The sequence below is a fragment of the Streptococcus gallinaceus genome (assembly GCF_040545695.1).
GTDB lineage: Bacteria > Bacillota > Bacilli > Lactobacillales > Streptococcaceae > Streptococcus > Streptococcus gallinaceus.
The window spans coordinates 312,560-334,078 of sequence record NZ_JBEPMK010000003.1 but is presented as its reverse complement, the minus strand read 5'-3'; the positions used below and the strand labels follow the sequence as shown (position 1 = coordinate 334,078).

Genomic DNA, 21,519 nt, shown 5'->3' with positions numbered 1-21,519 from the left:
AAGGCAGAAGATTCAATTGCGAACCTACCAGAACTTCCAGATGGAACTAAAGTAGAGTTTGAAACCCCAATTGATACCACAACAGCAGGTGACAAACCAGGTAAAGTGATCGTTACTTATCCAGATGGTTCAACAGATACTGTTGATGTGACTGTTAAGGTTGTCGATCCAAGTACGGACGCTGATAAGAATGAGCCTAAGGCTAAAGACCAAACACAAGCTTTATCAAGTATTGCAAATAATAAAGATAGAGGAAATAAATTACCAACAACAGGTGAGGATGAGAATCCATTCTTTAACATTGCTGCTTTGACAATTATAGCTTCAGTTGGTTTATTATCTTTTTCAAAGAAAAAGGAAGATTAATTAATGTTTTGAGAAAAAATGTCATTAAACTTTTTTCCGTCATCGGTTTTTATACTCTATTTTCATAGCTAACTTGTTGAAACTGAAATAGAGTATAATTTAATTCTTGAAGAAAGTATAATTAGAGGATAACTATTAGAATTTAGTTGTCCTCTAATTTTTTTAAACAAATGTAAGTGCTCAATATCCTGTTTTATTGGGGACTTACGCCATTTCATTTAGAAAACAGTTAAAACCCTACCAGAATTTAATTTGGTAGGGTTTCAATATGAATAAACATTGTTTTGTTAAGTAGATATAATTTATACCCGTGGTGCTAGTTAACCTCAAAACATCTCAAATTATAAGCAAGTACAATTTGTTCAATTCTCAACTGCAGCCCTGTCATTTCTCTTGCTAGTGTGTGTTCTATATCAAAAAGAGCACAAGGCTCTGAAAAGCGTGTCTCGATAGTCCGTCTTATAGCCAATAATTTCCAATGATTATGTTGCTTAGCTCCCGCCATATTTTGACGTAAGGGAGTCCAAATATGATAGCCTTTCTGTTCCAAACTATCTTTCAATTTACGACTAAGGTAGCCCAAATCAGTCAAAATAAAAGATTTCTGGTAATTTTTGAGTAAGTCATCAACTGCTCTAATGTCATGAACAGAAGCTGGTGTCACAACATAGTTCAGAATATAGCCTCCTGATAAAGTGACCAGCATATGTACTTTGAATCCATAAAACCAAAGATGTTTAGAAGCATTGTAACCAATGTCTGCCAAATTATTAAAAATACGTGTTCTATAGTTACGGACAGGTTGACAAAGTGGTAAGGGGAAACTGTCTATGATAACAATGGCATCAGGAGAAATATGAGTATTCATAGCTTGTCTGATGACTTGAACTAGCCAAATCAATTGTCTTGCTCGTCGGTTAAAACGGCTTCGTTCTAGTAATCTTCTACAAGGAAACAGTTGACAGATACGATAGAAATGCCGTTGGGACGTTATTCCTAGTTCAGCTTGCAAGAGAAGCAAGACTAAGAGCGATTCATCTGAAACTTTACTTAAATGAACATTGTGTCGATTTTTTAATTGCTCAGGACAATAGTCTTGATAAAATTTAGAGCAAATACTTGATAATTGATGGATATTCCATTGTAAGTGATGAGATTTAGCGGTATACTGTAAGTCGCTCATTTGGACTACCTCCTGTTGGTTTAGACACTTACAATATAGTCCTTTTGGGATTTTTATTGTAGTTTGAGATTATCTAGCACCACGAGTTTGATAGCTAATTGGTAAAAGTGATAGCAAATAAGCCTTCTAGCAAAGGCTTATTTGCTTATACAGAGCTGAACAGTTTAATTTTTAATAAAATTATTCTTAGTAATAATGTTAAAAATAGTAAATAAATTAGTGTAAATTTTTATTGTTACCATCATATACAATTATCAATTAAGTACTCTATTAAATTAATGGTGTTACCAAAGAAAAAATTTAAATTTATATTTTCATAATCTGTTTCATTAGCAAAATTTTCAACGATAATACAGTAATCGCTTTCCTTGCTATAACTACTAGAAGTAGAGGCGGTTATTGCGAGTACGGTACCTCCATACTGTTTACATTTAGCTATTTTTTCTAATCCGCGTTTGTTCTCACCAGAGTGAGAAAACGTAATTAGAGTATGGGGTTCTCCGTTGGAAATAGTACTAATTTCCACTCCATTTAGATCTATTGAATATACCTTCTTAAGAAGTAGTTTCCTATGGGTATAATGAACAATAAATTCACAGAAACCCTCTCCAAAAAGATATATCTTCTTACTAAGAAATGCAAGCTGTAATTGATTTAAAATTTGATCCCAAGATGTTTTTGAGCTAGCAAAAGGGAGAGTAGCTAGGTTATAGTCCGCATTTTTATTAGCTATATTAGTCAAGTAGTAAATAAATTCTTTGAAATTGTTAAAACCTGCCCTTCTGGATAAGCGGCTTATGGAAGATGGAGAAGTGAAATTTTTGCTTGCAATAAAGTATATATAATAGCTTTGTCAGCTTGACTTAATTTTTCGTTTTAAGATAAACTAATTTTGTTTCTAATTAAGTTAGCTTTTTTGACCATAATAAATACTCCTAATTCTAATAAAATAGAATTAGGAGTATTTTACTTCGGTTTTATTTTATAGATACAGTACCTCAGTGCTAGTTGTTTTTTATTATTTTCCTTTAAATTTCCATTGGCTGTAGATTCCAAAGACGATGAGCCAGATGGTGGCGCTGATAGCTCCCATAAAGGTTGATTCTTGTAAGAAGAGGGAGATGTAAATAAAGGCGAAGAAGACTAATGTGAGTGGGTGGAGGATTTTGTAGGCTGGCATGAGGTAGCCGTCAGCCATAAAGTCGCTTGATTTGCGGTATTTTAGGTGAGGCAACATGGTCAAGGGATAGATGGCTACGTAGATACCGGATGATGAAGCGGTGATGAGGGTGAAGGCGTCTGATACACCTGGTATGATATTGATAAGGGCCGAGATAGCAATGATAATGGCAGAGCTAGGTACACTTGCTTTAGACAACTGATTGAGTTATTAGGGCGTTATGTGTTTCGTGCGTCAACTGATAGAGGTAGCTACTTTTTTGATGGCCGAAGGAGAAGGAGGAGGAAATAGCTGTTTTTACAAGGTTTTGTTTATGGTATAATACTAATAAACTGAGGGAGTTGAAGAAGTTGTAGCATTCCCTTTTTGAACTTTTCCAGGAGAAAGGAAACCCACATCTTGTCTTACAAATATTTACTTGTTGACCTTGACCATACCCTGCTTGATTTTGATGCGGCGGAGGAGATAGCCTTGACGCAGTTGTTGGAGGAGGCTGGTGTTGAGGATGTTCAGGCCTACAAGGATTATTACATTCCTATGAATCAGGGCTTGTGGGCTGATTTGACGCAGAAAAATATTAGCAAATCTGAACTGATTAACACGCGTTTTGCTCGTCTCTTTGCACATTTTGGTCAGGTTGTAGATGGATCCTACTTTGCGGAGCGCTATCAACATTTTTTAAGTCAACAAGGGCAGACCTTTACAGGTGCCAAGGTTTTACTGGATAACTTGAAAGCGCGTGGTTATCGTCTTTTTGCCGCGACAAATGGGGTGACCTTTATCCAAAAAGGGCGTTTACTTGCGTCGGAAATTGGTTCTGATTTTGAAAAAGTTTTTATTTCGGATGAAATGGGTGCGCAAAAGCCAGACAAGAAATTTTATGATTTGATTGGGGAGGCTGTTCCTGGTTTTGAGAAGGAAGATGCCTTGATGATTGGAGACAGTCTTTTGGCGGACATCCAAGGTGGAAACAATGCAGGAATCGACACGGTCTGGTTCAATCCTCATCACGCTGAAAATACCAGTCAGGCACGACCAAGCTACGTTGTAGCTGATTATGATGAGTTGATGGCCTTATTGCCATAGGAGATTTATGTTTCAAGTATTATTGCTGATGATTTATCTGGCTTTTGTCAGTCTCGGTTTGCCAGATGGATTGCTAGGAGCTTCATGGCCGTCAATGCGAGCTCAGATGGACTTGCCCATGTCTTATATGGGAATTATTTCTACGATTATCTCTATCGGTACCATCGTTTCTAGTCTACAAAGTGACCGCTTAACGAAAAATCTTGGGGCAGGAAAGGTAACTGCTTTGAGTGTTGCACTGACAGCTTTTGCTTTGTTTGGCTTTGGAATAAGCCTGTCTTTTGTCTGGTTGTGTGTCTTTGCAATTCCCTATGGTCTGGGTGCAGGAAGTGTGGATGCCGCCTTAAATAATTATGTGGCGCTGCATTATTCTAGCAAGCACATGAGTTGGTTGCATTGCATGTGGGGGCTAGGTGCCTCGGTAGGACCCTATGTTGTGAGCTTTACATTAGGGCAAGGGCAGGTTTGGAACAATGCCTACTTTTATGTGGGGATGATACAAGTCGCTTTGACAATAGGCTTATTTGCTAGTTTGACCTTGATTGGACTTCTTTTGGTGGGATTAGGTTGCGCGCCTATTTATCCCTGTATCATTCACTCGACACCTCATCATTTTGGGAAAGACAGATCTCAGGCAGTTATCGGTGTACAGATGGCGAGCGCCTATGTTGGAACAACGGTATTGCCACCGTTGTTTGGTCTTTTGGGGCAACAGCTGAACCTAGGACTTTTTCCTTTCTATACTTTCCGTTATTCTCATCGGAATGGTAGTAATGCACGAGCGATTGGTTCCCATTCATCACTAATGCAAAACATAGCTTTGGCTATGTTTTTTTGGTAAAATAAATCTATGAATGAACTCATTAAACATAAATTGGAGTTGCTGCCAGACAGCCCTGGTTGCTACTTTCATAAAAATAAAAATGGCCAGATTATTTATGTGGGTAAGGCTAAAAATCTGAAAAATCGGGTTCGGTCTTATTTTCGTGGGAGTCATGACACCAAGACGGAAGCCCTCGTTTCTGAAATTGAGGACTTCGAATTTATCGTGACGGAGTCCAATATTGAGGCCCTGCTCTTGGAGATTAACCTCATTCAGGAGAACAAACCGCGCTACAATATCATGCTCAAGGATGACAAGTCCTATCCTTTCATCAAAATTACGGCTGAGCGTCATCCGAGACTCATCATCACGCGGCAAGTTAGAAAGGATATGGGGCAGTATTTTGGTCCCTATCCAGATGTAACAGCAGCCAACCAGACTCTCAAACTATTGGAGCGACTGTATCCTTTTCGTAAGTGTAAAATGCCTGAGGACAAGTACTGTCTCTACTATCATTTAGGGCAGTGTTTGGCTCACGGGGACAATATGCCCAGTCAAGAAGACTACGCTAAAATGGCAACAGAGGTCAGTCAATTTCTGACGGGGCATGATGATAAAATTATCAAGGATTTGCAGGTCAAGATGAAGGCGGCATCAGACAGTTGGGAGTTTGAAAAAGCAGCCGAGTATCGCGATTTGCTGGATTCGATTGCGACCTTGCGGACCAAGCAGCGTGTCATGGCCAAGGATATGCAAAATCGAGATGTCTTTGGTTATTATGTGGATAAGGGCTGGATGTGCGTCCAGGTATTTTTTGTACGACAAGGGAAACTCATCGAGCGAAATGTCAATCTTTTTCCTTACTATGATGATGCCGAAGAGGACTTTTTGACCTATATCGGGCAGTTTTATCGTGACCAGCAGCACTTGGTTCCGAGTGAAATTCTCATTCCCCAAGACATTGATGCAGAAGCAGTTGCAGCACTGGTGGATGCCAAGATTGTCAAGCCGCAGCGCGGAGAGAAGAAGCAGTTGGTTAATTTGGCTACAAAAAATGCGCGTGTCAGTCTAGAGCAGAAGTTTGACTTGCTAGAAAAAGACTTGAAAAAAACGCACGGAGCCATCAAGTCACTGGGTGCACAATTAGGGTTGGGACGACTGCGTCGAATTGAGGCTTTTGATAACTCCAATATCATGGGGACTAGCCCTGTGTCGGCTATGGTCATGTTTGTCGATGGCAAGCCGAGCAAGAATAATTACCGCAAGTATAAAATCAAGACAGTAGATGGACCAGATGACTATGCCAGCATGCGAGAGGTCATTTATCGGCGCTATAGTCGGGTTAAGCGGGAGCATTTGCCGGAGCCAGATTTGATCATCATTGATGGTGGACAGGGGCAGGTCAATGCGGCCTTGGATAGCCTGAAGAGGTTGGGGATGGATTACATTCCCGTTGCGGGTCTGCAGAAAAATGACAAGCACCAAACGCATGAATTGCTCTTTGGCAATCCATTGGAAGTGGTTGAGTTGGCTCGCAATTCGCAAGAATTCTTTCTCCTCCAACGCATTCAGGATGAGGTGCACCGTTTTGCTATTAGTTTCCACCGACAAGTTCGGTCTAAGAATAGCTTTGCCTCAACATTGGATGGTATTGAAGGGCTGGGACCAAAACGCAAGCAAGCTCTACTCAAGCATTTCCGTTCCATTCCTAAAATTCAGGCTGCCAGCTTGCAGGAAATTGCAGATTTAGGCTTACCTTATCAGGTAGCTGAGCGAGTCAAGGACAAATTAGCCGAGCGAGATAAGGAAAAATAGAAAAACGAAGAAGTCGAAAGGCTTCTTTTTTGTTTGAAAAATGAACAGTGACAAAGTTAGTCCTAAGGGGAAGGTTTTAGAAATAGAAAAAACAAGTAATAATTCAGAATATTCTGTCCAACTAATCATTCATTAGAAAAATTTTCACAAAAAAAGTCCATTTGTAATCAAATTCACAAAAAAATAATTTTTTAAAAATATATTGACTTTATCGCAATGGAAAGGCTTACAATTTAAGCGTGATGAAGATTAGATAACTGGTAAACAGAAAAATGTCGACAGTTTCTGCTTATCGTTAGGCTATCGATCATAAGTCTATTAAAAAATAAATTTTATAAAGGAGGTTGTATCATGAGTTCTGAAGCATTAGGAATGATTGAAACAAAGGGTTTGGTCGGTGCGATTGAAGCGGCCGACGCGATGGTCAAGGCTGCCAATGTGACCTTGGTCGGAAAGGAACTAGTCGGAGGCGGGCTTGTCACAGTCTTAGTCCGAGGAGATGTGGGTGCGGTTAAGGCGTCAACCGATGCAGGAGCAGCAGCAGCACAACGGATTGGAGAACTCATCTCTGTCCATGTTATTCCACGTCCTCATACAGAAGTGGAAACCATTTTACCAGTGAAAAAATAGAATGAAGAAGGAGTGGTTTTTCCATGGGACAAAATATGAATAATGGAAGTCAAGCGTCAGCTCATCAACAAATGGTCGAGGTGACCAAAAAATTCCATGCGATTGGGATTCGAAGCGGGATCATTTCGGGCTTGTTTTATGGTTTGTATTCCTTTGTAGTGATGATTATTAGTGGGTTTGACCCGATAAAATCAGCCGTGGGAATTTTTGCAGCTCCCTTTGTAATGGGAGGTTTGAATGACTTTATGGGAGGCTGTGTTCTCCTTCTCAATGTCATTCGTACAGGTAAATTTAAAGAGCTGGGTAGAAGTTTAGCAACCAAGCCTGGAAAAATTATGCTCCTAGGATTTGTCTTGGGTGGCCCAATTGCAAACGGTGCTTACCTTGTTGGTTTGTCACTTGCGGGTGCCTTTGCTATCCCAGTATCTGCTACAACAGCCGCTTTCGGAGCACTGTTTGCAGCGATTTTCTTAAAACAAAAAATCACTCCTCGTGTTGGAGTCGGTATGGTTCTCTGTGTTGCTGGTGCCGTTATCTTAAATTTGGTCAAGCCAGAAGGTGCCACCAACTTTACATTGGGGATTCTTCTAGCTATAGTCGCAGCGATTTGTTGGGGACTTGAAGGATGTATCTCTAGTTTTGGTGGGGCAATGCTTGACTCTGAAGTAGCCGTAACCCTTCGTCAGATTGTATCAGGCTTGATTCAGATGGTTATCATCGTACCACTCGTTGGTGCAACAGGCTTATTTACAAAAATGCTTGCCGCTCCACTTCCAATGCTTCTCTTGTTGGTGTCTGGTACTCTGGTTGGTATTTCTTACACTACTTGGTATAAATCAAATGCCATGGTCGGTACAGCTATTGGGATGTCTCTCAATATCACTTACGCTTTCTGGGGAGTTTTCTTCAGTATTCTCTTCTTAGGGCAAGCATTGACACCAACGATTACGATTGGTTCAATCATTGTCATTTTAGGAGCGATTGTCGTTACGACAAATCCACTGGATTTATTTAGAAAAAGCGAGGTGTAAGCGATGGGACTCTTACCAGCAAGAACAGCTGTTTTGAATTATATGAGTACAGTAGAAAAGGCTGATGTGCATCAAGTAATGGAGGCCTTAAGATCTCAATACGGTACGGAAAAACAATTTACAGTTCCACTTTTCCTTGAACATCTTATGTCTCTGGAGTGCAATGGCTATGTGGAACAAGTAGGCTATGATTTGGATGAACAGCAAAAACTGAGAATCTTCTACAAAATTAACGCTGACGGCTTAGATGCTGTCAACAAATATATTGCAGCAGAATATAAAAGATAATCGGAGGAATTATCAATGAGATATTATGGTGGACAAGCCTTGGGCTTAGTCGAAACTCTGGGACTGGTACCTGCCATGGAAGCATGTGATAAGATGCTAAAGGCGAGTGACGTAAAACTAGTATCCTATGAAAATGTCGGCTCAACTCTCGTAACCGTCATGGTTGTAGGCGATGTAGCTGCCGTGCGCGCCGCTGTAGAAGCAGGAGCCGCAGCTGCCGCAGCAATCGGGAAATTAACGGCTCACAATGTGATGCCAAGACCAATCCCATCCGTCGGTGATATTGTGTCAGTACATGATATTGACAATTAGGCGTAAAGGAGAATACCGTGAAAAGATATCAAGCAATTGGGGCAATCGAAACATTTGGTTTAGTCTTCGCATTAGAAGCGGCAGACGCCATGGTTAAAGCCTCTGAAGTTGACGTTATTGGCTATGAAAATGTAGCTTCTGGTTATATCTCTGTCATCGTTCAAGGAGAAACAGAAGCTTGTAATACAGCTGTAGAAGCAGGTGTATGCGCTGTTGAAGCAATGGGGGCTGAGGTATACAGTCGCGTTGTGATTCCTGGACCACACGAAGATCTTCGCAAGATTATTGATCGTTACTCATTGTCTGTTTTATTACCAGAAAGTCCAGAACCTGAAGTTCAATCCTAAGAAAGTGTGTAGAGTATGTTGTATATTGACAAAGATTTAGCATCCATCCAAGAAATCCGAAATTTACTGTTGAATGCTCAAACTGCTTTTGCTCAATTACAAAAATTAACTCAAGCTGACTTAAATAAGTATAGTGAAGCGCTTATTCAGAAATTGCAGCAGGATGGGGAGAACGGTATCAAGGAGTTTGTGGCGAAAAACCAATATGCCAAAGAAGAGGATGAACTTTTTCTTTGCCAAGAATTCCTAAAACGGTTTGAAGAAACAATTCAGCAAGAAATCTATACAGGTATGATTGGAGGGAGCAGTCAGGACAAGGTTATTGAGATCGGTGTTCCATTAGGGATTGTAGCCGTATTGCTACCGGCCTATCCGACCTACACCTTACTGGTCAATCTCTTATTGCTGGCTCTCAAATCTGGAAATTCTATGGTACTTGTCGCCAATAAACTGGCAAAACCATCGACGATGGAAGCTATCAATCAGCTCATAGATTTTCTAACTGAGCTAGGCTATCCTGAGGGAGCGTTGAGTTTGGCTGAGTTGACGAATGACGCTGGCATATCAGAATTATTGCTCAGTGACAAGCTTTCGCTGCTTATCAATATTGGCTGTCCCGAATACATCACGAAAGAATTTCGCACCAATACCCCCCTTATCTATGGAGGGGAGTCCTCGGGTCCAGTCTTTATCGAACGGACTGCAGATTTGGAGAAGGCTGTCAAGGATGTCATCCACTCCAGAAGTTTTGATAATGGGATTTTACCAGGTTCAGAGCAATTTTTGGTAACGGAAACTGTCATCGCAGACCGGATCAAATGGCTCATGGAAGCCAATGGTGGGTACATTTTGACAGAAGAAGATACAGAGAAGCTAGTGGCATTTTTGAAGACTTCTGAAAAGAATGTTATCACCAATTACAATGGACAATCTGCTAATTGGCTAGCCAAAATGGCAGGTTTTACCGTTCCAGAAGACACACAAGTCTTGGTATCAGTACAAGAATACATGAATGATGAAGACTTTTTCAATAAGAAATTACTTTGTCCTATCATCGTCCTCTATCGTGAGCCAGATTGGACCCTAGCTTGTGTAAAATGCATGAACATCTTATCTGAGTTGAGAATGGGGCACACACTGACCATCCATTCGTCAGACTGGAAAATTATCAAGGAATTTGCCATGGTAAAAGCAGTCGGACGGATCGTGGTCAATGCACCCACAGCTTGCACCGCGATAGGTGTGAAATCTAGTTTTTCACCGTCGCTCATACTAGGCGGAATTACCACAGGACGTGGCTACCGTTCAGAAAACATTACTCCAAGACACCTCACATATACCCGTCAAGTTGGATTTGAGTAAAGGGAATAGAAAAATGTAGAGTTACGACAGAATGGATTGCTCTCAAAATAGAACAATCTGCTAACTTTAGTTGAAAGAGAGGAAAAGATCCATATGGATATGAATGAATTTACAGCCAAATTAGAAGAGGCTACAAAACAATTAAGTGAAGCAGAACGTGCCTCACTCGTTAAAATTTTCCAAAGTGTTTCAGAAGATATTCAAAAACCAGAAGGTAAAGCAGCACTAGTGCTTGCAAGTGAAGGAACTGAAATTCCAGATGGAATCACCCCACGTTTGCAAGCCTTGAAAAATCAATACTTAAAAGCTCGTCCAACAATTTCCTTGATCCGTGCGATTAATTTGACACGCGTGTCAAAAGAAAATGAAGGAATGCCAAAAGCGGTTCTTCGCGGAACAGCCTTCAAAGAATTTTGTAAGATTGCTCCATTAGTCATTCAAGACCATGAATTATTGGTTGGTGCACCAAATGGTGGTGCACGTTGGGGAGCCTTCTCTCCAGATATTTCTTGGCGTTGGCTCCGTGACGAATTGGACACAGTTTCTACTCGTCCACAAGACCCATATGATTTATCAGAAGAAGACAAAAAAATCTTGGTTGAAGAAATCTTCCCATACTGGACTGGCAAATCAGTCGATGAGGCTTGTGAATCACAATACCGCGAAGCAGGTGCTTGGGAATTGTCAGGTGAATCATTTGTTTCAGATTGTTCCTACCATGCACAATCAGGTGGTGGTGACTCCAACCCCGGTTATGATGTGGTTGGTATGAAAAAAGGGATGCTGGATATTATCGAAGAAGCCAAGGCCCACTTGGAAAAGTTGGACTACGGTAATCCAGATGATCTCGATAAGATTTACTTCTATAAAGGCCAAATTCTGACAGCGGAAGGTGTTATCATTTACGCCAAACGGATGTCAGAATACGCAGCTCAATTGGCAAGTAAAGAAACAGATCCTAAACGTAAAGCCGAGTTGGAAATGATTTCTCAAGTCAATGCCAATGTTCCAGCTCATAAACCAGAAACATTCTGGGAAGCGATGCAGTACCTGGTAACCATCCAACATTTATTGCTCTGCGAAGAAAACCAAACAGGTTTGTCAATCGGTCGTGTGGATCAATACATGTATCCATTTTACAAGAAGGACCTGGAAGAAGGTCGGATGAACGACTTCCAAGCCTTTGAAATCGCAGGCTCTATGTTTATCAAGATGTCTGAAATGATGTGGTTAACATCTGAAGGTTCATCTAAATTCTTCGCGGGTTACCAACCATTTGTCAACATGTGTGTCGGTGGTGTAACGCGTACAGGTAACGATGCTACAAACGATTTGACCTACTTACTTATGGATGCCATCCGCCACGTTAAGGTTTACCAACCTACGCTAGCAACTCGTATCAACAATAAATCTCCACGTAAATACTTGCAAAAGATTGTAGATGTAGTCCGTGCAGGACTAGGATTCCCAGCTTGTCACTTTGATGATACACACATCAAAATGATGTTGGCCAAGGGAGTATCAATGGAAGATGCGCGTGACTACTGCTTGATGGGTTGTGTAGAACCTCAAAAATCTGGCCGTCTCTACCAATGGACATCCACAGCTTATACACAATGGCCAATCTTGATTGAAACAACATTGAACCATGGTATCCCACTTTGGTATGGTAAACCAGTCACACCTGACATGGGACCTTTGGATCAGTATAAGACCTTCGAACAATTTGAAGCAGCTGTTAAAGAAACCATTAAATATGTCACAAAATGGACATCTGTCATGACCGTTATTTCTCAACGTGTCCAACGTGAATTGGCTCCAGTACCATTGATGTCTATGATGTATGAAGGTACTATGGAACACGGCTGCGGCGTTAAATCTGGTGGTGCCATGTACAACTTCGGTCCAGGTGTTGTTTGGTCAGGTCTTGCAAACTACGCAGACTCTATGGCAGCCATTAAGAAACTTGTCTTTGAAGATAAGAAATACACATTGGAAGAATTGAATAAGGCTTTGGTAGCTAATTTTGAAGGCTATGACCAAATTAAAGCAGACTGTCTTGCAGCACCCAAATATGGTAATGACGACGATTATGTAGACAGTTTTGCAGTAGATATTATTGAATTCACTGAAGAAGAACACCGCAAATACCGGACACTTTACTCTGTATTGAGCCACGGTACCTTGTCTATCTCAAACAATACTCCTTTGGGACAAATCACAGGCGCATCCGCTTCAGGTCGTCGTGCTTGGAAACCATTGTCAGATGGGATCTCACCAGACCACGGAATGGATGTTAAAGGCCCAACTGCCATTATCAAGTCAGTATCTAAGATGGCAAATGAAAACATGAACATTGGTTTGGTACACAACTTCAAGATTATGGCTGGTTTGCTGGATACACCTCAAGGAGAAGAAAGTTTGATTACACTCTTACGTACAGCAAGTATCCTTGGAAATGGTGAAATGCAGTTCAACTATCTGGACAATGCAACATTGATTGATGCACAAAAACACCCAGAAAATTACCGTGATTTGATTGTGCGTGTAGCTGGTTACAGTGCCTTCTTCGTAGAATTGTGTAAAGATGTACAGGACGAAATCATTTCCCGTACTGTATTGACAAAGATTTAGTGATGAAAATTCCGCTCATTGCCATGCAGGGAGTGAGCGGATGGTAAGGAAGCAGTGATGGGAATGCAGAAGAAAAAACACGAGACAAGAATCAATGTATTCAATGTCCAAAAATACAATCTTTATGATGGTCCTGGTATCAGAACAATTGTGTTTTTCAAGGGATGCCCAATGCGATGCAAGTGGTGTGCCAATCCAGAAGGACTGGAATTTGGTTCAAATGTTATGTACAAGGAAAGTCTATGTAAACCATATAATTCCTGTGCAGTAACTTGTCCGCTAGGTCAGATTTGCTTCTCATATAAACATCCAGAAAGCCCTAGTCCTTTTGATTACGCTGACAAGGAGCACCCGATTGATATCCGTAAGTACAAAAAACGCCTTCCAACCAAGGAAGATATCAAGGGCTGTCCTGAGGGTGCTCTAACTGTCGCGGGAGAATCCAAGACCATTTCTGAGCTCATGTCCATCATTCACGAAGATGATGCCTTCTATGATATGTCGGGTGGGGGAGTTACCCTATCCGGTGGTGAATGTTTGGCTCAGCCAGAAGGAGCCCTTGCGCTGCTTCAAGCTTGTAAGCAAGACGGTCTCAATACTGCAGTTGAAACAGCTGGTCACGTACCCAATAAGGTTTTTCAAGCTGTGGCACCTTACGTAGACCTTTTCTTATTTGACATGAAGCATATGGATTCGAAAAAACACAATGAATGGACGGGTGTTGGAAATGAACGAATCCTCACCAATCTGAAATACGTCATTGAATCAGGCTATAATATCAAAATCCGTATGCCTATGCTGAAGGGAATCAATGATAGCCAAAAGGAAATTCAAGCCATTATCGAATTTCTCCTTCCTTATAAGGAATATGGTAATTTCTACGGGATTGACTTGTTGCCTTACCATAAGTTAGGCGTCAATAAGTATAATCAGTTGGGACTTGAATACAAAATCGAAGGCGATCCTTCACTGAGTCAGTATGACTTGGACAGGATTGAATCCTATATTATGGCCTATGATTTCCCAGTGACCGTTGTAAAACACTAATCGTTCGCAAAAGGAGGTGCAGTCTTGATTGAAGGAATAGGAAAGATTGATCGGATTATTCAAGAATCCGTTCCTGGTAAACAAATTACCTTGGCTCATATGATTGCTGCGCCTATACAGTCTGTGTACCAAAGTTTAGGTGTTGACGAGTCAGGTGCTATCGGAATACTTGCCTTGACCCCATATGAGACGGCTATTATTGCAGCAGATATTGCAGGCAAGGCAGCCAGTGTTGATATCTGTTTTGTCGATCGTTTTACGGGCTCAGTGATGTTTAGCGGGGATGTGCAGAGTGTACAAACTGCTCTCCAATCCATTTTGACCTATTTTGAAGCACAACTAGATTTTACGGTTGTGAACGTGACACAATCATGAAAAAAAGAATAATGGTGATTGGTCCAACTGAAATTGAGAAGGAAAAAATGGTCGAGTTGTTTGAGGAAAAACACCATTTTCCCCATGTCCGGTCAGTGGTTTATCTGGACCAAACGATTCAGATACCAAGCTCTTATCTCAGGGGCTCCGATATGATGAAGCACATTATTGCGATACAGCAAAATGCAAGCGCTGTCCTGATGCTCTTGTCTGCTAACCGAACATTTCCAGTGTATTCTCCAAACTTTGCGAAAGTATTTCGTATCCCAACGATTGGCGTCATTCTCTCTACTGAAAACGAAGAAAATCGTGCGGGTGCGGGGATTGCGCAATGTCGGCGAGAGTTTGAAGAGGCCAAAGTGGATAGTATCCATGAGCTGGACTTGGAGAATGCAAGTCAGTGCCAACAATTTTTACAGACAATGAACCAAATCAAAGAAGGAATGATATGAAAACAAAAGAATTTAGTGTAGGACCTAAATTTGTGATGGGACATCATTCTACCGAAGAGCTTTCCAAGTTATCTGTAAAGAAAGCCTACATCATTTGTGATCCCTATATGGACCAAAGTCATATGGTGGATGCAGTCTTGCAGGAATTGAAAAAAGCAGGTGCGGAGACAAAGGTCTTTTCAAAAGTTGTCCCAAATCCTACGATTGAAGTGATTGCTGAAAGTATATCAGAAATCAAAGACTTCAAACCAGACTTAGTCATTGCCTTGGGTGGGGGGTCAGCGATTGACTCCACAAAAGCAGTGCTAAAAGTATACACTGAGTCCGAAAAAGTAGCCAAACCGCAGATGATTGCGATCCCGACAACCAGCGGCAGTGGTAGTGAAAATACAGCTTTCGCGGTCATTTCGGACCCTAGTAAAAATGAAAAATTTGTCATTATTGATGAGTCGATGGTACCAGATTTAGCCATCTTGGATACCTACTTTACCATGACAGTTCCACCTGCCGTTACAGCTGATGCTGGAATGGACGTTCTGACGCATGGTTTAGAAGCCTACGTAGCCAATGGAGCTACAGATTTTTCCGATGCATGTGCTGAAAAATCAATCAGTCTCGTCTATCAGTTTCTTTTTGAGGCTTATAAGAACGGAGAAAATCAGTTTGCACGTGGAAAAATGCATAATGCCTCAGCGATTGCTGGGATTGCTTTCAACAATGCAGGCCTAGGAATTTGCCATAGCCTCTCTCATGCAATCGGAGCTTTCTTCCATTCTCCACATGGTCGGATTAACACCATGCTGTTACCACATGTGATTGCTTTCAATGCTTCATTGGAAGAAAAAGAAGAAACGGCTGTTGCTAAGCGCTATGCTCAAGCAGCTCGAGTGCTTGGCCTCTATGGCTCCACTCCAAAACAAGGTGTCCGAGCATTGATCTATGCCATCACACGACTGGCAAAACAAATGAACATGCCGATGACCATTGAGGGATTGGGTATTGACCGTCATGAATTTGAAAAAATGATTCCTGAAATGACAAAACGTGCGTTTGCAGATGCTTGTACAGCTGGCAATCCACGTGCTGTTACCATCGAGGATCTCGAGGCTATTTATCGAGCCTTGTAGGGAATGGAAACTTGAAGGAATCATCTGAAGTCGTTAAAAAGAAAGAAGTCCTTTTATGAAATTTTTAACCGAAGATGATTTGCGTGTCGAGTATCATCAATTTCCATTTGAAACCTTTACCGTCAAAAAAACAGAGCGACTCACACCTGGTGCACGAACCTTTCTGTTGGACCGCAAGATAAACATTGTGGATGAAAACGAAGTGAAGTTACCGGGGCAATTCAAACCGTATGCGTCCAAAGAATCGGAGAAACCGTCTACCGGACCATCGAATGGGAGCGGGGGTTCTCAGCCAATCTGGCTGGATATCCGTTGTGAGTTTCTGCAAACAGCTTATGATGTTGTGAGTAGAGACCTAGTACTCGCTCAAGAATTAACTGTCTTGGAACGGCATCTGGCAACTGTCCTCGCAGGAGGAAAAGCGATTCTACCACCTACTAGTAGTGATATGGCTGTGATTGAAAAAGTGGATAAGTCCTTTATCCACGGAAACTTGTCAAATGTCGGCATGTTTCTTCAGTCAAGCACCGGCCAGATACTCGTAAAATTATATCCACTGTATTTCCATTTAGAAAAAGCGATAGAGGAGCTGCAAGTTCAGGAAGATGAGCTGCAGGTATTGCTCAATCGGATTGGCCAACTTATCGCCCATTACTTACAGACTAGAGAGGAAGCGACCAATGATGCTACAAGAGTTACCTAAAACCTGTGACCAATACGTTGAAGAATTTGAGAATGTAGAAGTCAAGCCTATCAAAGGAACCAGCGATGTTTATCTGACAGGTGTGGATTTAGGAACGGCTTATATTGTTCTGGTTGTATTGGACCAGGAAAAAAATATTGTAGCGGGTGCTCACCGACCTGCTTCCGTCATTAAAGATGGAATGGTCGTGGATTATATCGGTGCCATTCGGATTGTTCGAGAGTTGAAAGAATCACTGGAAGAACAACTGGGCACAGAGCTGCTTTATGCGGCTGCTGCTATTCCACCAGGGACAGATAGTCTAGATGGCGGAGCGATAAAAAATGTAGTCCAGGGCGCAGGCTTTGAACTGACTACTCTATTGGATGAACCAACAGCGGCTAATACCATTGTTGGACTTCAAAATGGAGCGATTGTGGATATTGGCGGTGGTACGACAGGGATTTCAATCTTGAAAGATGGAAAAGTGATGAAATCAGTTGATGAAGCGACTGGTGGAACTCATTTTTCACTTGTAGTAGCTGGTGCTTACAAGCTTGATTTTGATGAGGCAGATGCCTACAAACGAGATCCAAAGCACCACAAAGAGTTGCTTAGTGTATTGAAGCCTGTCATTGAAAAGGTAGCTTCTATTATCAAACGAAGTATAGAAGGAATGGATGTCGATGTGATTTATCTTGTCGGTGGCACGAGTTGCTTGGCAGGAATCGAGACCATCATCGAAAAAGAAACCAACATCAAAACCATCAAACCCAAAAATCCAATGTTTGTAACACCGATTGGCATTGCAATGAATTGCAGTCAGGATATTATCTATTAGAAAGAGGCCGATATGTTAGTTGCAGAATTAGTCGATACCATTTGGGCGACAAGAAAATCTGAAGCCTTGAACGGTGTGAAATTTCTACTCGCTGAAGTTAAAGGTGGCAGTAGGGCCGGTGATCTTCTAGTTGTCGTAGACATGATTGGAGCAGGCATTGGTGACCGAGTGATTATTGCGACTGGATCTGCAGCTCGCCGAATGATGGGAGATGACCAGATGCCTGTGGACGCCGCAGTTATCGGTATCATTGATGAAAACTATGACCAAGTCAAAAAGCAAAATGGAAAAATAGAACGTTTCTCGTAACGTAGAAAAGGAGAAAACATGGCAAAATTAATTACAGCAAAAGATGTGTTGGATTGCCACCAAGCTGGAAAGACCACTTGTTACCTAGAACCAGGGACAATTGTCACACCAGCTGCGCGTGATGAAGCAAAGAAACACGGTATTTGTTTTGAAGAAGGAAGAGAAGTCAGTTGCTCAGCCCAAGTATCTACTGAAAAAGGCTTGGACGGCATTACTTCTGATGAATTATTGACCTTACTAAAAAAGATGTTATTGGCTGGTGACACAGAGCCTACCAAGGAAATTCCACCTTATCGATGCGTTTCCCATGCAAATGGCTTAAAAGTGGTCAAAGGTGGTACCGTCCGTATGGATGATTTTGACACAGGTACGCCAGGTGCTAAGGTTGGTTTCCAAGAATTAGTCAGCCAAAATGAATCAAAAATGAGTGCAGGTTTCTTGACGATTAACCATTCGAGCTTCGCTTGGAAATTACCATATGAAGAAATCGACTACGTCATTTCAGGAACAGTTTCGATTGAAATCGACGGTCAAACCTATGTCGGTCGTGCTGGAGATGTCTTGTTTGTCCCATCTGGTTCAGATGTTGTTTGGGGTTCGCCTGATAATGCCAAAATTTTCTACACTACCTATCCTTCAAACTGGGCAGACTTGATGTAGTGAGAGGTCTCCCGTATGAAGGCTTTAGGAATGATTGAAACCTATGGTTTTATTGGTTCTGTAGAAGCAGCAGATGTCATGTTAAAATGTGCAGATGTTTCGCTTTTAGGAACCGAAAAAGTGAGTGGTGGTCTATACTACATTAGTATAACGGGTGATATTGGGGCCGTTAAAACAGCAGTTGATGCCGGAGCTGAGGCTGTTCGTCGTCTCGGTGAAAATCACCTTCAAGGTGCCCATGTTATTCCACGTCCGGATGATCAGTTAGCAGAACTCCACCACCCAGTTGCAGCAACTTTAGAAATTGTAACAGAAGAGTCAGTAGAGCAAGAAACGGCTGATGTGGAACAAGAAATTGCTACCTCACCAGCGTCAATAGAAATAAGAAAGCATGAACCAACAACTGTTGAACAGACAGATGAAGGATTGACTTTTAAGCAATACAAACGCAAATTGGAACGAACAAAAGCCTCTGAATTGCGTGACCTTATTTCCGTAAATGCCCATCTAGACATAGCAGAAGAACAGCTAAATAGTTTAGTGAGACGTGACATGATAGCTCTTCTCTTAGAAGATTTTAAAGTGCAACACAAACAGAAAAAATAAAAAAGAATTTTGGGGGTCGGATGATGAAGACATTAGACGTTGATCTCTGTTCAATCCAAGAAGCACGAGATCTAGTAAGAAATGGGAAACAAGCCGCCAATGTAATAGCGACATTCTCAGATGAACAAATTGATGCCATATTGAAAAATATTGTGAAGGCAGTCGGCGCCAATGCTTACTACCTAGCTGATATGGCCGTTGAAGAAACAGGTTTTGGTAAGGTTGCTGATAAGGCCTATAAAAATTATGCAGCATCCTACTTGCTTTATCAAGAAATCAAGGACATGCAAACATCAGGCATTCTTGATTTTGATGAAAAGAACAAGGTATTCAGTGTGGCAGAACCAATGGGGCTCTTGCTAGGGATTACCCCATCTACCAATCCCACTTCAACAGTTATTTTCAAGGCAATGATTGCGATTAAATCACGCAATGCTATTGTATTTGCACCGCATCCATCAGCGAAACGTTGCAGCAATGCAGCAGTGGATCTTGTGCGAAAAGCAGCTGTCGAAGCAGGTGCGCCAGAACATATCGTAGGTTCGGTTTCCAATCCATCCTTGGCAGCGACAAATGAATTGATGAATGCTAAAGAAGTTTCAATGATTATCGCAACGGGTGGGCCTGGTATGGTCAAAGCAGCCTATAGTTGCGGGAAGCCTGCCATTGGCGTAGGTGCTGGAAATTCACCGGCCTACATCGAACGAACGGCCAATGTAGAAAAAGCAGTACAGGCAATTGTGGCATCAAAAACCTTTGACAATGGGACAATTTGCGCTTCAGAACAGTCGATTATCTGTGAAGAAGTCAATAAGGACGCTGTCATCCGTGAATTGAGCAAACAAGGTTGCTATATGATGAACAAAGAGGAAATAGATAAGGTTTGCGACTTGCTCTTCCGAGGCAATTCACATGGATGCAATCCAGCCATGAATCCTAAGTTTGTTGGACGCGTAGCTACAGAAATTGCAGAAGCAGCAGGTATTGTGGTACCAAAAGATACAAAAATATTGGTCGGTCCACAAGCTGGAGTTGGCCAAGGCAATCCACTCTCCTTTGAAAAATTAACAACCGTCATTGGTTTTTATGTCGTTAAAAATTGGGAAGAGGCTTGCGCTCTAAGTATTCGTCTCTTGCAAAATGGTATCGGGCATACTATGAGCATGCATACAGAAGATCCAGATATGATTCTACGCTTCTCTTCGAAACCAGCATCCCGTATTTTAATCAATACAGGTGGCAGCCAAGGTGGGACAGGTATTTCAACTGGACTTCCCGTATCATTTACGCTGGGATGTGGTACAGGCGGTGGAAGCTCTGTATCTGAAAATCTTTCTCCAAAACATCTTGTCAATATCAAGACAGTTGCTTATGGAGTGAAGGAGGTTACCACATTGACCGATGACCCTGTGTTTCAATCCTTACCAAAAACAGCCATGCCAACAGAAGTCAAACCAGATGCAGTTTGTTCAGCAAGTGTCCACGTTCATCAAGTTCAAGAAACCCCTAAACAAACGGATAGATTGAAGCAAACACCGCAATCTATCCAAGAAACGTTTGAGCATCAACAAAAAGAATGTCCTCATCAAGAAGTAGTATCAAGTGCTACCGGAGTTGACAACGAAGCAATCGTTCGTGAAATCTTATCAGCGCTCAGACAAAAATAGGAGGTGATTTGATGGAAGAATTAGAAGACCTATTTTATCGGGTAATTGACCATCTGGGAGGTCAACCTGTAGAGGTAGAAGAGGCGAAGCCGCTTGTTATTCAACCGACAAGACTAGATGTGGAGGATTTCGTCATTCCACTGGGGGTTTCCAATCACCACATTCATTTGTCTCAAGCGGATGCGGATACCTTATTTGGTACAGGATATGAGTTTCAAAAACTCAAGGACCTCTCTCAAACTGGTCAATTTGCTGTACAGGAATGCGTATTTGTAGCAGGTCCAAAAGGAATCTTAGAAAAAGTTCGCATTCTTGGTCCAGTTCGTTCGCACAGTCAAGTAGAGTTGACCGTGTCAGATTGCTTTAAATTAGGTATCAAAGCTCCACTTCGTTTGTCAGGCGATTTGGCAGGCTCTCCAGGTTGCACCTTGATTGGTCCAAAAGGCTCTGTCCAACTAACCAAGGGGTGTATTGTCGCAAAGAGACATATTCACATGTCTCCCTTAGATGCTAGAGAATTTGGCGTACAAGATGGTCAGGAAGTCTCGCTGGAATGCTCAGGTGAACGTGGTGGTATTCTAAAAAATGTGACCATACGTGTCCATGAAAGCTTTAATCTAGAGTGTCACTTAGACACTGAAGAAGCCAACGCCTTAGGTGTATCGGCCAAAAATAAACTAAAATTAATAAAGTAAA

Annotated in this window: 24 protein-coding genes and 1 pseudogene; 22 read left to right on the top strand and 3 right to left on the bottom strand. The window is 41.7% G+C overall.

From position 1 onward, the window contains the following. Positions 1–366 (top strand): LPXTG cell wall anchor domain-containing protein (locus ABID27_RS05865; protein WP_354280906.1); only part of this gene is annotated, 366 nt, incomplete at its 5' end. A 316-nt stretch (positions 367–682) separates the two neighbouring features. On the opposite strand, the gene ABID27_RS05860 is transcribed toward ABID27_RS05865, so the two are convergent. From ABID27_RS05860 to ABID27_RS05850, 3 genes and pseudogenes are all read right to left on the bottom strand, one after another. Further along, positions 683–1,549 carry an IS982 family transposase gene (locus tag ABID27_RS05860; protein ID WP_354280904.1) on the bottom strand — a complete coding sequence of 289 codons (867 nt, stop codon included), beginning with the start codon at positions 1,547–1,549 and terminating at the stop codon, positions 683–685. A gap of 241 nt (positions 1,550–1,790) precedes the next feature. Continuing rightward, complete coding sequence (locus tag ABID27_RS05855) at positions 1,791–2,291, bottom strand: SIS domain-containing protein (protein ID WP_354280902.1); 501 nt, start codon at positions 2,289–2,291, stop codon at positions 1,791–1,793. Between the two features lie 276 nt (positions 2,292–2,567). Next, a pseudogene (locus ABID27_RS05850) lies at positions 2,568–3,033 on the bottom strand (amino acid permease); the annotation flags it as partial. A 95-nt stretch (positions 3,034–3,128) separates the two neighbouring features. Between ABID27_RS05850 and pynA the strand changes: the two are divergent. The 21 genes from pynA to ABID27_RS05745 all read left to right on the top strand — a co-directional run bounded on the left by pynA (position 3,129) and on the right by ABID27_RS05745 (position 21,518). Beyond that, positions 3,129–3,815: a pyrimidine 5'-nucleotidase PynA gene (gene pynA, locus ABID27_RS05845; protein ID WP_354280900.1), complete on the top strand. Its 687-nt coding sequence runs from the start codon at positions 3,129–3,131 to the stop codon at positions 3,813–3,815. Positions 3,816–3,822: 7 nt separating this feature from the next. Next, the gene (locus ABID27_RS05840; RefSeq protein WP_354280898.1) at positions 3,823–4,656 is read left to right on the top strand and encodes an MFS transporter; all 834 of its coding nucleotides are present in this window, start codon (positions 3,823–3,825) and stop codon (positions 4,654–4,656) included. Positions 4,657–4,665: 9 nt separating this feature from the next. Next, entirely contained in the window at positions 4,666–6,453 is a 1,788-nt protein-coding gene (gene uvrC, locus ABID27_RS05835; protein WP_253364064.1) for an excinuclease ABC subunit UvrC, read from the top strand. Positions 6,454–6,804: 351 nt separating this feature from the next. Further along, positions 6,805–7,083, top strand: a complete 279-nt coding sequence (eutM, locus tag ABID27_RS05830; RefSeq protein ID WP_027969986.1) for an ethanolamine utilization microcompartment protein EutM — start codon at positions 6,805–6,807, stop codon at positions 7,081–7,083. A gap of 23 nt (positions 7,084–7,106) precedes the next feature. Further along, on the top strand, positions 7,107–8,114 hold the full coding sequence (locus ABID27_RS05825) for a DMT family transporter (protein WP_253364066.1): 1,008 nt from the start codon (positions 7,107–7,109) through the stop codon (positions 8,112–8,114). A 3-nt stretch (positions 8,115–8,117) separates the two neighbouring features. Beyond that, on the top strand, positions 8,118–8,402 hold the full coding sequence (locus ABID27_RS05820; protein WP_253364068.1) for a hypothetical protein: 285 nt from the start codon (positions 8,118–8,120) through the stop codon (positions 8,400–8,402). A 15-nt stretch (positions 8,403–8,417) separates the two neighbouring features. Then, positions 8,418–8,714, top strand: coding sequence for a BMC domain-containing protein (locus ABID27_RS05815; RefSeq protein WP_253364070.1), 297 nt, complete (start codon positions 8,418–8,420; stop codon positions 8,712–8,714). A 17-nt stretch (positions 8,715–8,731) separates the two neighbouring features. After that, positions 8,732–9,061 (top strand): BMC domain-containing protein, encoded by a 330-nt coding sequence (locus tag ABID27_RS05810; RefSeq protein WP_253364072.1) that lies wholly within the window; start codon positions 8,732–8,734, stop codon positions 9,059–9,061. Between the two features lie 15 nt (positions 9,062–9,076). Next, complete coding sequence (locus ABID27_RS05805; protein WP_354280895.1) at positions 9,077–10,423, top strand: aldehyde dehydrogenase family protein; 1,347 nt, start codon at positions 9,077–9,079, stop codon at positions 10,421–10,423. A gap of 93 nt (positions 10,424–10,516) precedes the next feature. Continuing rightward, the gene (gene cutC / locus ABID27_RS05800; RefSeq protein WP_354280893.1) at positions 10,517–13,057 is read left to right on the top strand and encodes a choline trimethylamine-lyase; all 2,541 of its coding nucleotides are present in this window, start codon (positions 10,517–10,519) and stop codon (positions 13,055–13,057) included. Between the two features lie 57 nt (positions 13,058–13,114). Beyond that, the gene (gene cutD / locus ABID27_RS05795; protein WP_253364078.1) at positions 13,115–14,104 is read left to right on the top strand and encodes a choline TMA-lyase-activating enzyme; all 990 of its coding nucleotides are present in this window, start codon (positions 13,115–13,117) and stop codon (positions 14,102–14,104) included. A gap of 24 nt (positions 14,105–14,128) precedes the next feature. Beyond that, complete coding sequence (locus ABID27_RS05790; RefSeq protein ID WP_253364081.1) at positions 14,129–14,479, top strand: BMC domain-containing protein; 351 nt, start codon at positions 14,129–14,131, stop codon at positions 14,477–14,479. Beyond that, positions 14,476–14,931, top strand: coding sequence for a EutP/PduV family microcompartment system protein (locus tag ABID27_RS05785; RefSeq protein ID WP_354280890.1), 456 nt, complete (start codon positions 14,476–14,478; stop codon positions 14,929–14,931). The genes ABID27_RS05790 and ABID27_RS05785 overlap by 4 nt, the downstream gene beginning before the upstream one ends. Further along, positions 14,928–16,058, top strand: a complete 1,131-nt coding sequence (locus ABID27_RS05780) for a 1-propanol dehydrogenase PduQ (RefSeq protein WP_354280888.1) — start codon at positions 14,928–14,930, stop codon at positions 16,056–16,058. Before ABID27_RS05785 ends, ABID27_RS05780 begins: the two co-directional genes overlap by 4 nt. A 55-nt stretch (positions 16,059–16,113) precedes the next feature. Further along, positions 16,114–16,761, top strand: a complete 648-nt coding sequence (locus ABID27_RS05775) for a hypothetical protein (protein WP_354280886.1) — start codon at positions 16,114–16,116, stop codon at positions 16,759–16,761. Next, positions 16,742–17,581 (top strand): ethanolamine utilization protein EutJ, encoded by an 840-nt coding sequence (gene eutJ, locus ABID27_RS05770; RefSeq protein WP_253364510.1) that lies wholly within the window; start codon positions 16,742–16,744, stop codon positions 17,579–17,581. The genes ABID27_RS05775 and eutJ overlap by 20 nt, the downstream gene beginning before the upstream one ends. Before the next feature lie 12 nt (positions 17,582–17,593). Next, positions 17,594–17,890: a EutN/CcmL family microcompartment protein gene (locus ABID27_RS05765; RefSeq protein ID WP_253364089.1), complete on the top strand. Its 297-nt coding sequence runs from the start codon at positions 17,594–17,596 to the stop codon at positions 17,888–17,890. 18 nt (positions 17,891–17,908) lie between these two features. After that, positions 17,909–18,550 (top strand): cupin domain-containing protein, encoded by a 642-nt coding sequence (locus ABID27_RS05760; RefSeq protein WP_253364091.1) that lies wholly within the window; start codon positions 17,909–17,911, stop codon positions 18,548–18,550. A gap of 15 nt (positions 18,551–18,565) precedes the next feature. Continuing rightward, positions 18,566–19,156: a BMC domain-containing protein gene (locus tag ABID27_RS05755; protein ID WP_354280883.1), complete on the top strand. Its 591-nt coding sequence runs from the start codon at positions 18,566–18,568 to the stop codon at positions 19,154–19,156. A 23-nt stretch (positions 19,157–19,179) separates the two neighbouring features. Then, a complete protein-coding gene (locus ABID27_RS05750; protein WP_354280923.1) occupies positions 19,180–20,823 on the top strand; it encodes an acetaldehyde dehydrogenase (acetylating) in 1,644 nt (547 codons plus the stop codon). A gap of 11 nt (positions 20,824–20,834) precedes the next feature. Continuing rightward, positions 20,835–21,518: a phosphate propanoyltransferase gene (locus tag ABID27_RS05745; RefSeq protein WP_435533068.1), complete on the top strand. Its 684-nt coding sequence runs from the start codon at positions 20,835–20,837 to the stop codon at positions 21,516–21,518. Position 21,519 lies beyond the last annotated feature (1 nt).

Excerpts from the sequence above, each read along its gene's own strand:
- cutC (WP_354280893.1), top strand. The coding sequence starts at position 10,517 with ATGGATATGAATGAATTTACAGCCAAATTAGAAGAGGCTACAAAACAA.
- ABID27_RS05745 (WP_435533068.1), top strand. The coding sequence starts at position 20,835 with ATGGAAGAATTAGAAGACCTATTTTATCGGGTAATTGACCATCTGGGA.
- eutJ (WP_253364510.1), top strand. The coding sequence starts at position 16,742 with ATGCTACAAGAGTTACCTAAAACCTGTGACCAATACGTTGAAGAATTT.
- ABID27_RS05780 (WP_354280888.1), top strand. The coding sequence starts at position 14,928 with ATGAAAACAAAAGAATTTAGTGTAGGACCTAAATTTGTGATGGGACAT.
- ABID27_RS05825 (WP_253364066.1), top strand. The coding sequence starts at position 7,107 with ATGGGACAAAATATGAATAATGGAAGTCAAGCGTCAGCTCATCAACAA.
- ABID27_RS05775 (WP_354280886.1), top strand. The coding sequence starts at position 16,114 with ATGAAATTTTTAACCGAAGATGATTTGCGTGTCGAGTATCATCAATTT.
- ABID27_RS05755 (WP_354280883.1), top strand. The coding sequence starts at position 18,566 with ATGAAGGCTTTAGGAATGATTGAAACCTATGGTTTTATTGGTTCTGTA.
- ABID27_RS05860 (WP_354280904.1), bottom strand. The coding sequence starts at position 1,549 with ATGAGCGACTTACAGTATACCGCTAAATCTCATCACTTACAATGGAAT.
- ABID27_RS05785 (WP_354280890.1), top strand. The coding sequence starts at position 14,476 with ATGAAAAAAAGAATAATGGTGATTGGTCCAACTGAAATTGAGAAGGAA.
- ABID27_RS05765 (WP_253364089.1), top strand. The coding sequence starts at position 17,594 with ATGTTAGTTGCAGAATTAGTCGATACCATTTGGGCGACAAGAAAATCT.
- ABID27_RS05750 (WP_354280923.1), top strand. The coding sequence starts at position 19,180 with ATGAAGACATTAGACGTTGATCTCTGTTCAATCCAAGAAGCACGAGAT.
- ABID27_RS05805 (WP_354280895.1), top strand. The coding sequence starts at position 9,077 with ATGTTGTATATTGACAAAGATTTAGCATCCATCCAAGAAATCCGAAAT.
- uvrC (WP_253364064.1), top strand. The coding sequence starts at position 4,666 with ATGAATGAACTCATTAAACATAAATTGGAGTTGCTGCCAGACAGCCCT.
- ABID27_RS05840 (WP_354280898.1), top strand. The coding sequence starts at position 3,823 with ATGTTTCAAGTATTATTGCTGATGATTTATCTGGCTTTTGTCAGTCTC.
- ABID27_RS05815 (WP_253364070.1), top strand. The coding sequence starts at position 8,418 with ATGAGATATTATGGTGGACAAGCCTTGGGCTTAGTCGAAACTCTGGGA.
- eutM (WP_027969986.1), top strand. The coding sequence starts at position 6,805 with ATGAGTTCTGAAGCATTAGGAATGATTGAAACAAAGGGTTTGGTCGGT.
- cutD (WP_253364078.1), top strand. The coding sequence starts at position 13,115 with ATGGGAATGCAGAAGAAAAAACACGAGACAAGAATCAATGTATTCAAT.
- ABID27_RS05760 (WP_253364091.1), top strand. The coding sequence starts at position 17,909 with ATGGCAAAATTAATTACAGCAAAAGATGTGTTGGATTGCCACCAAGCT.
- ABID27_RS05820 (WP_253364068.1), top strand. The coding sequence starts at position 8,118 with ATGGGACTCTTACCAGCAAGAACAGCTGTTTTGAATTATATGAGTACA.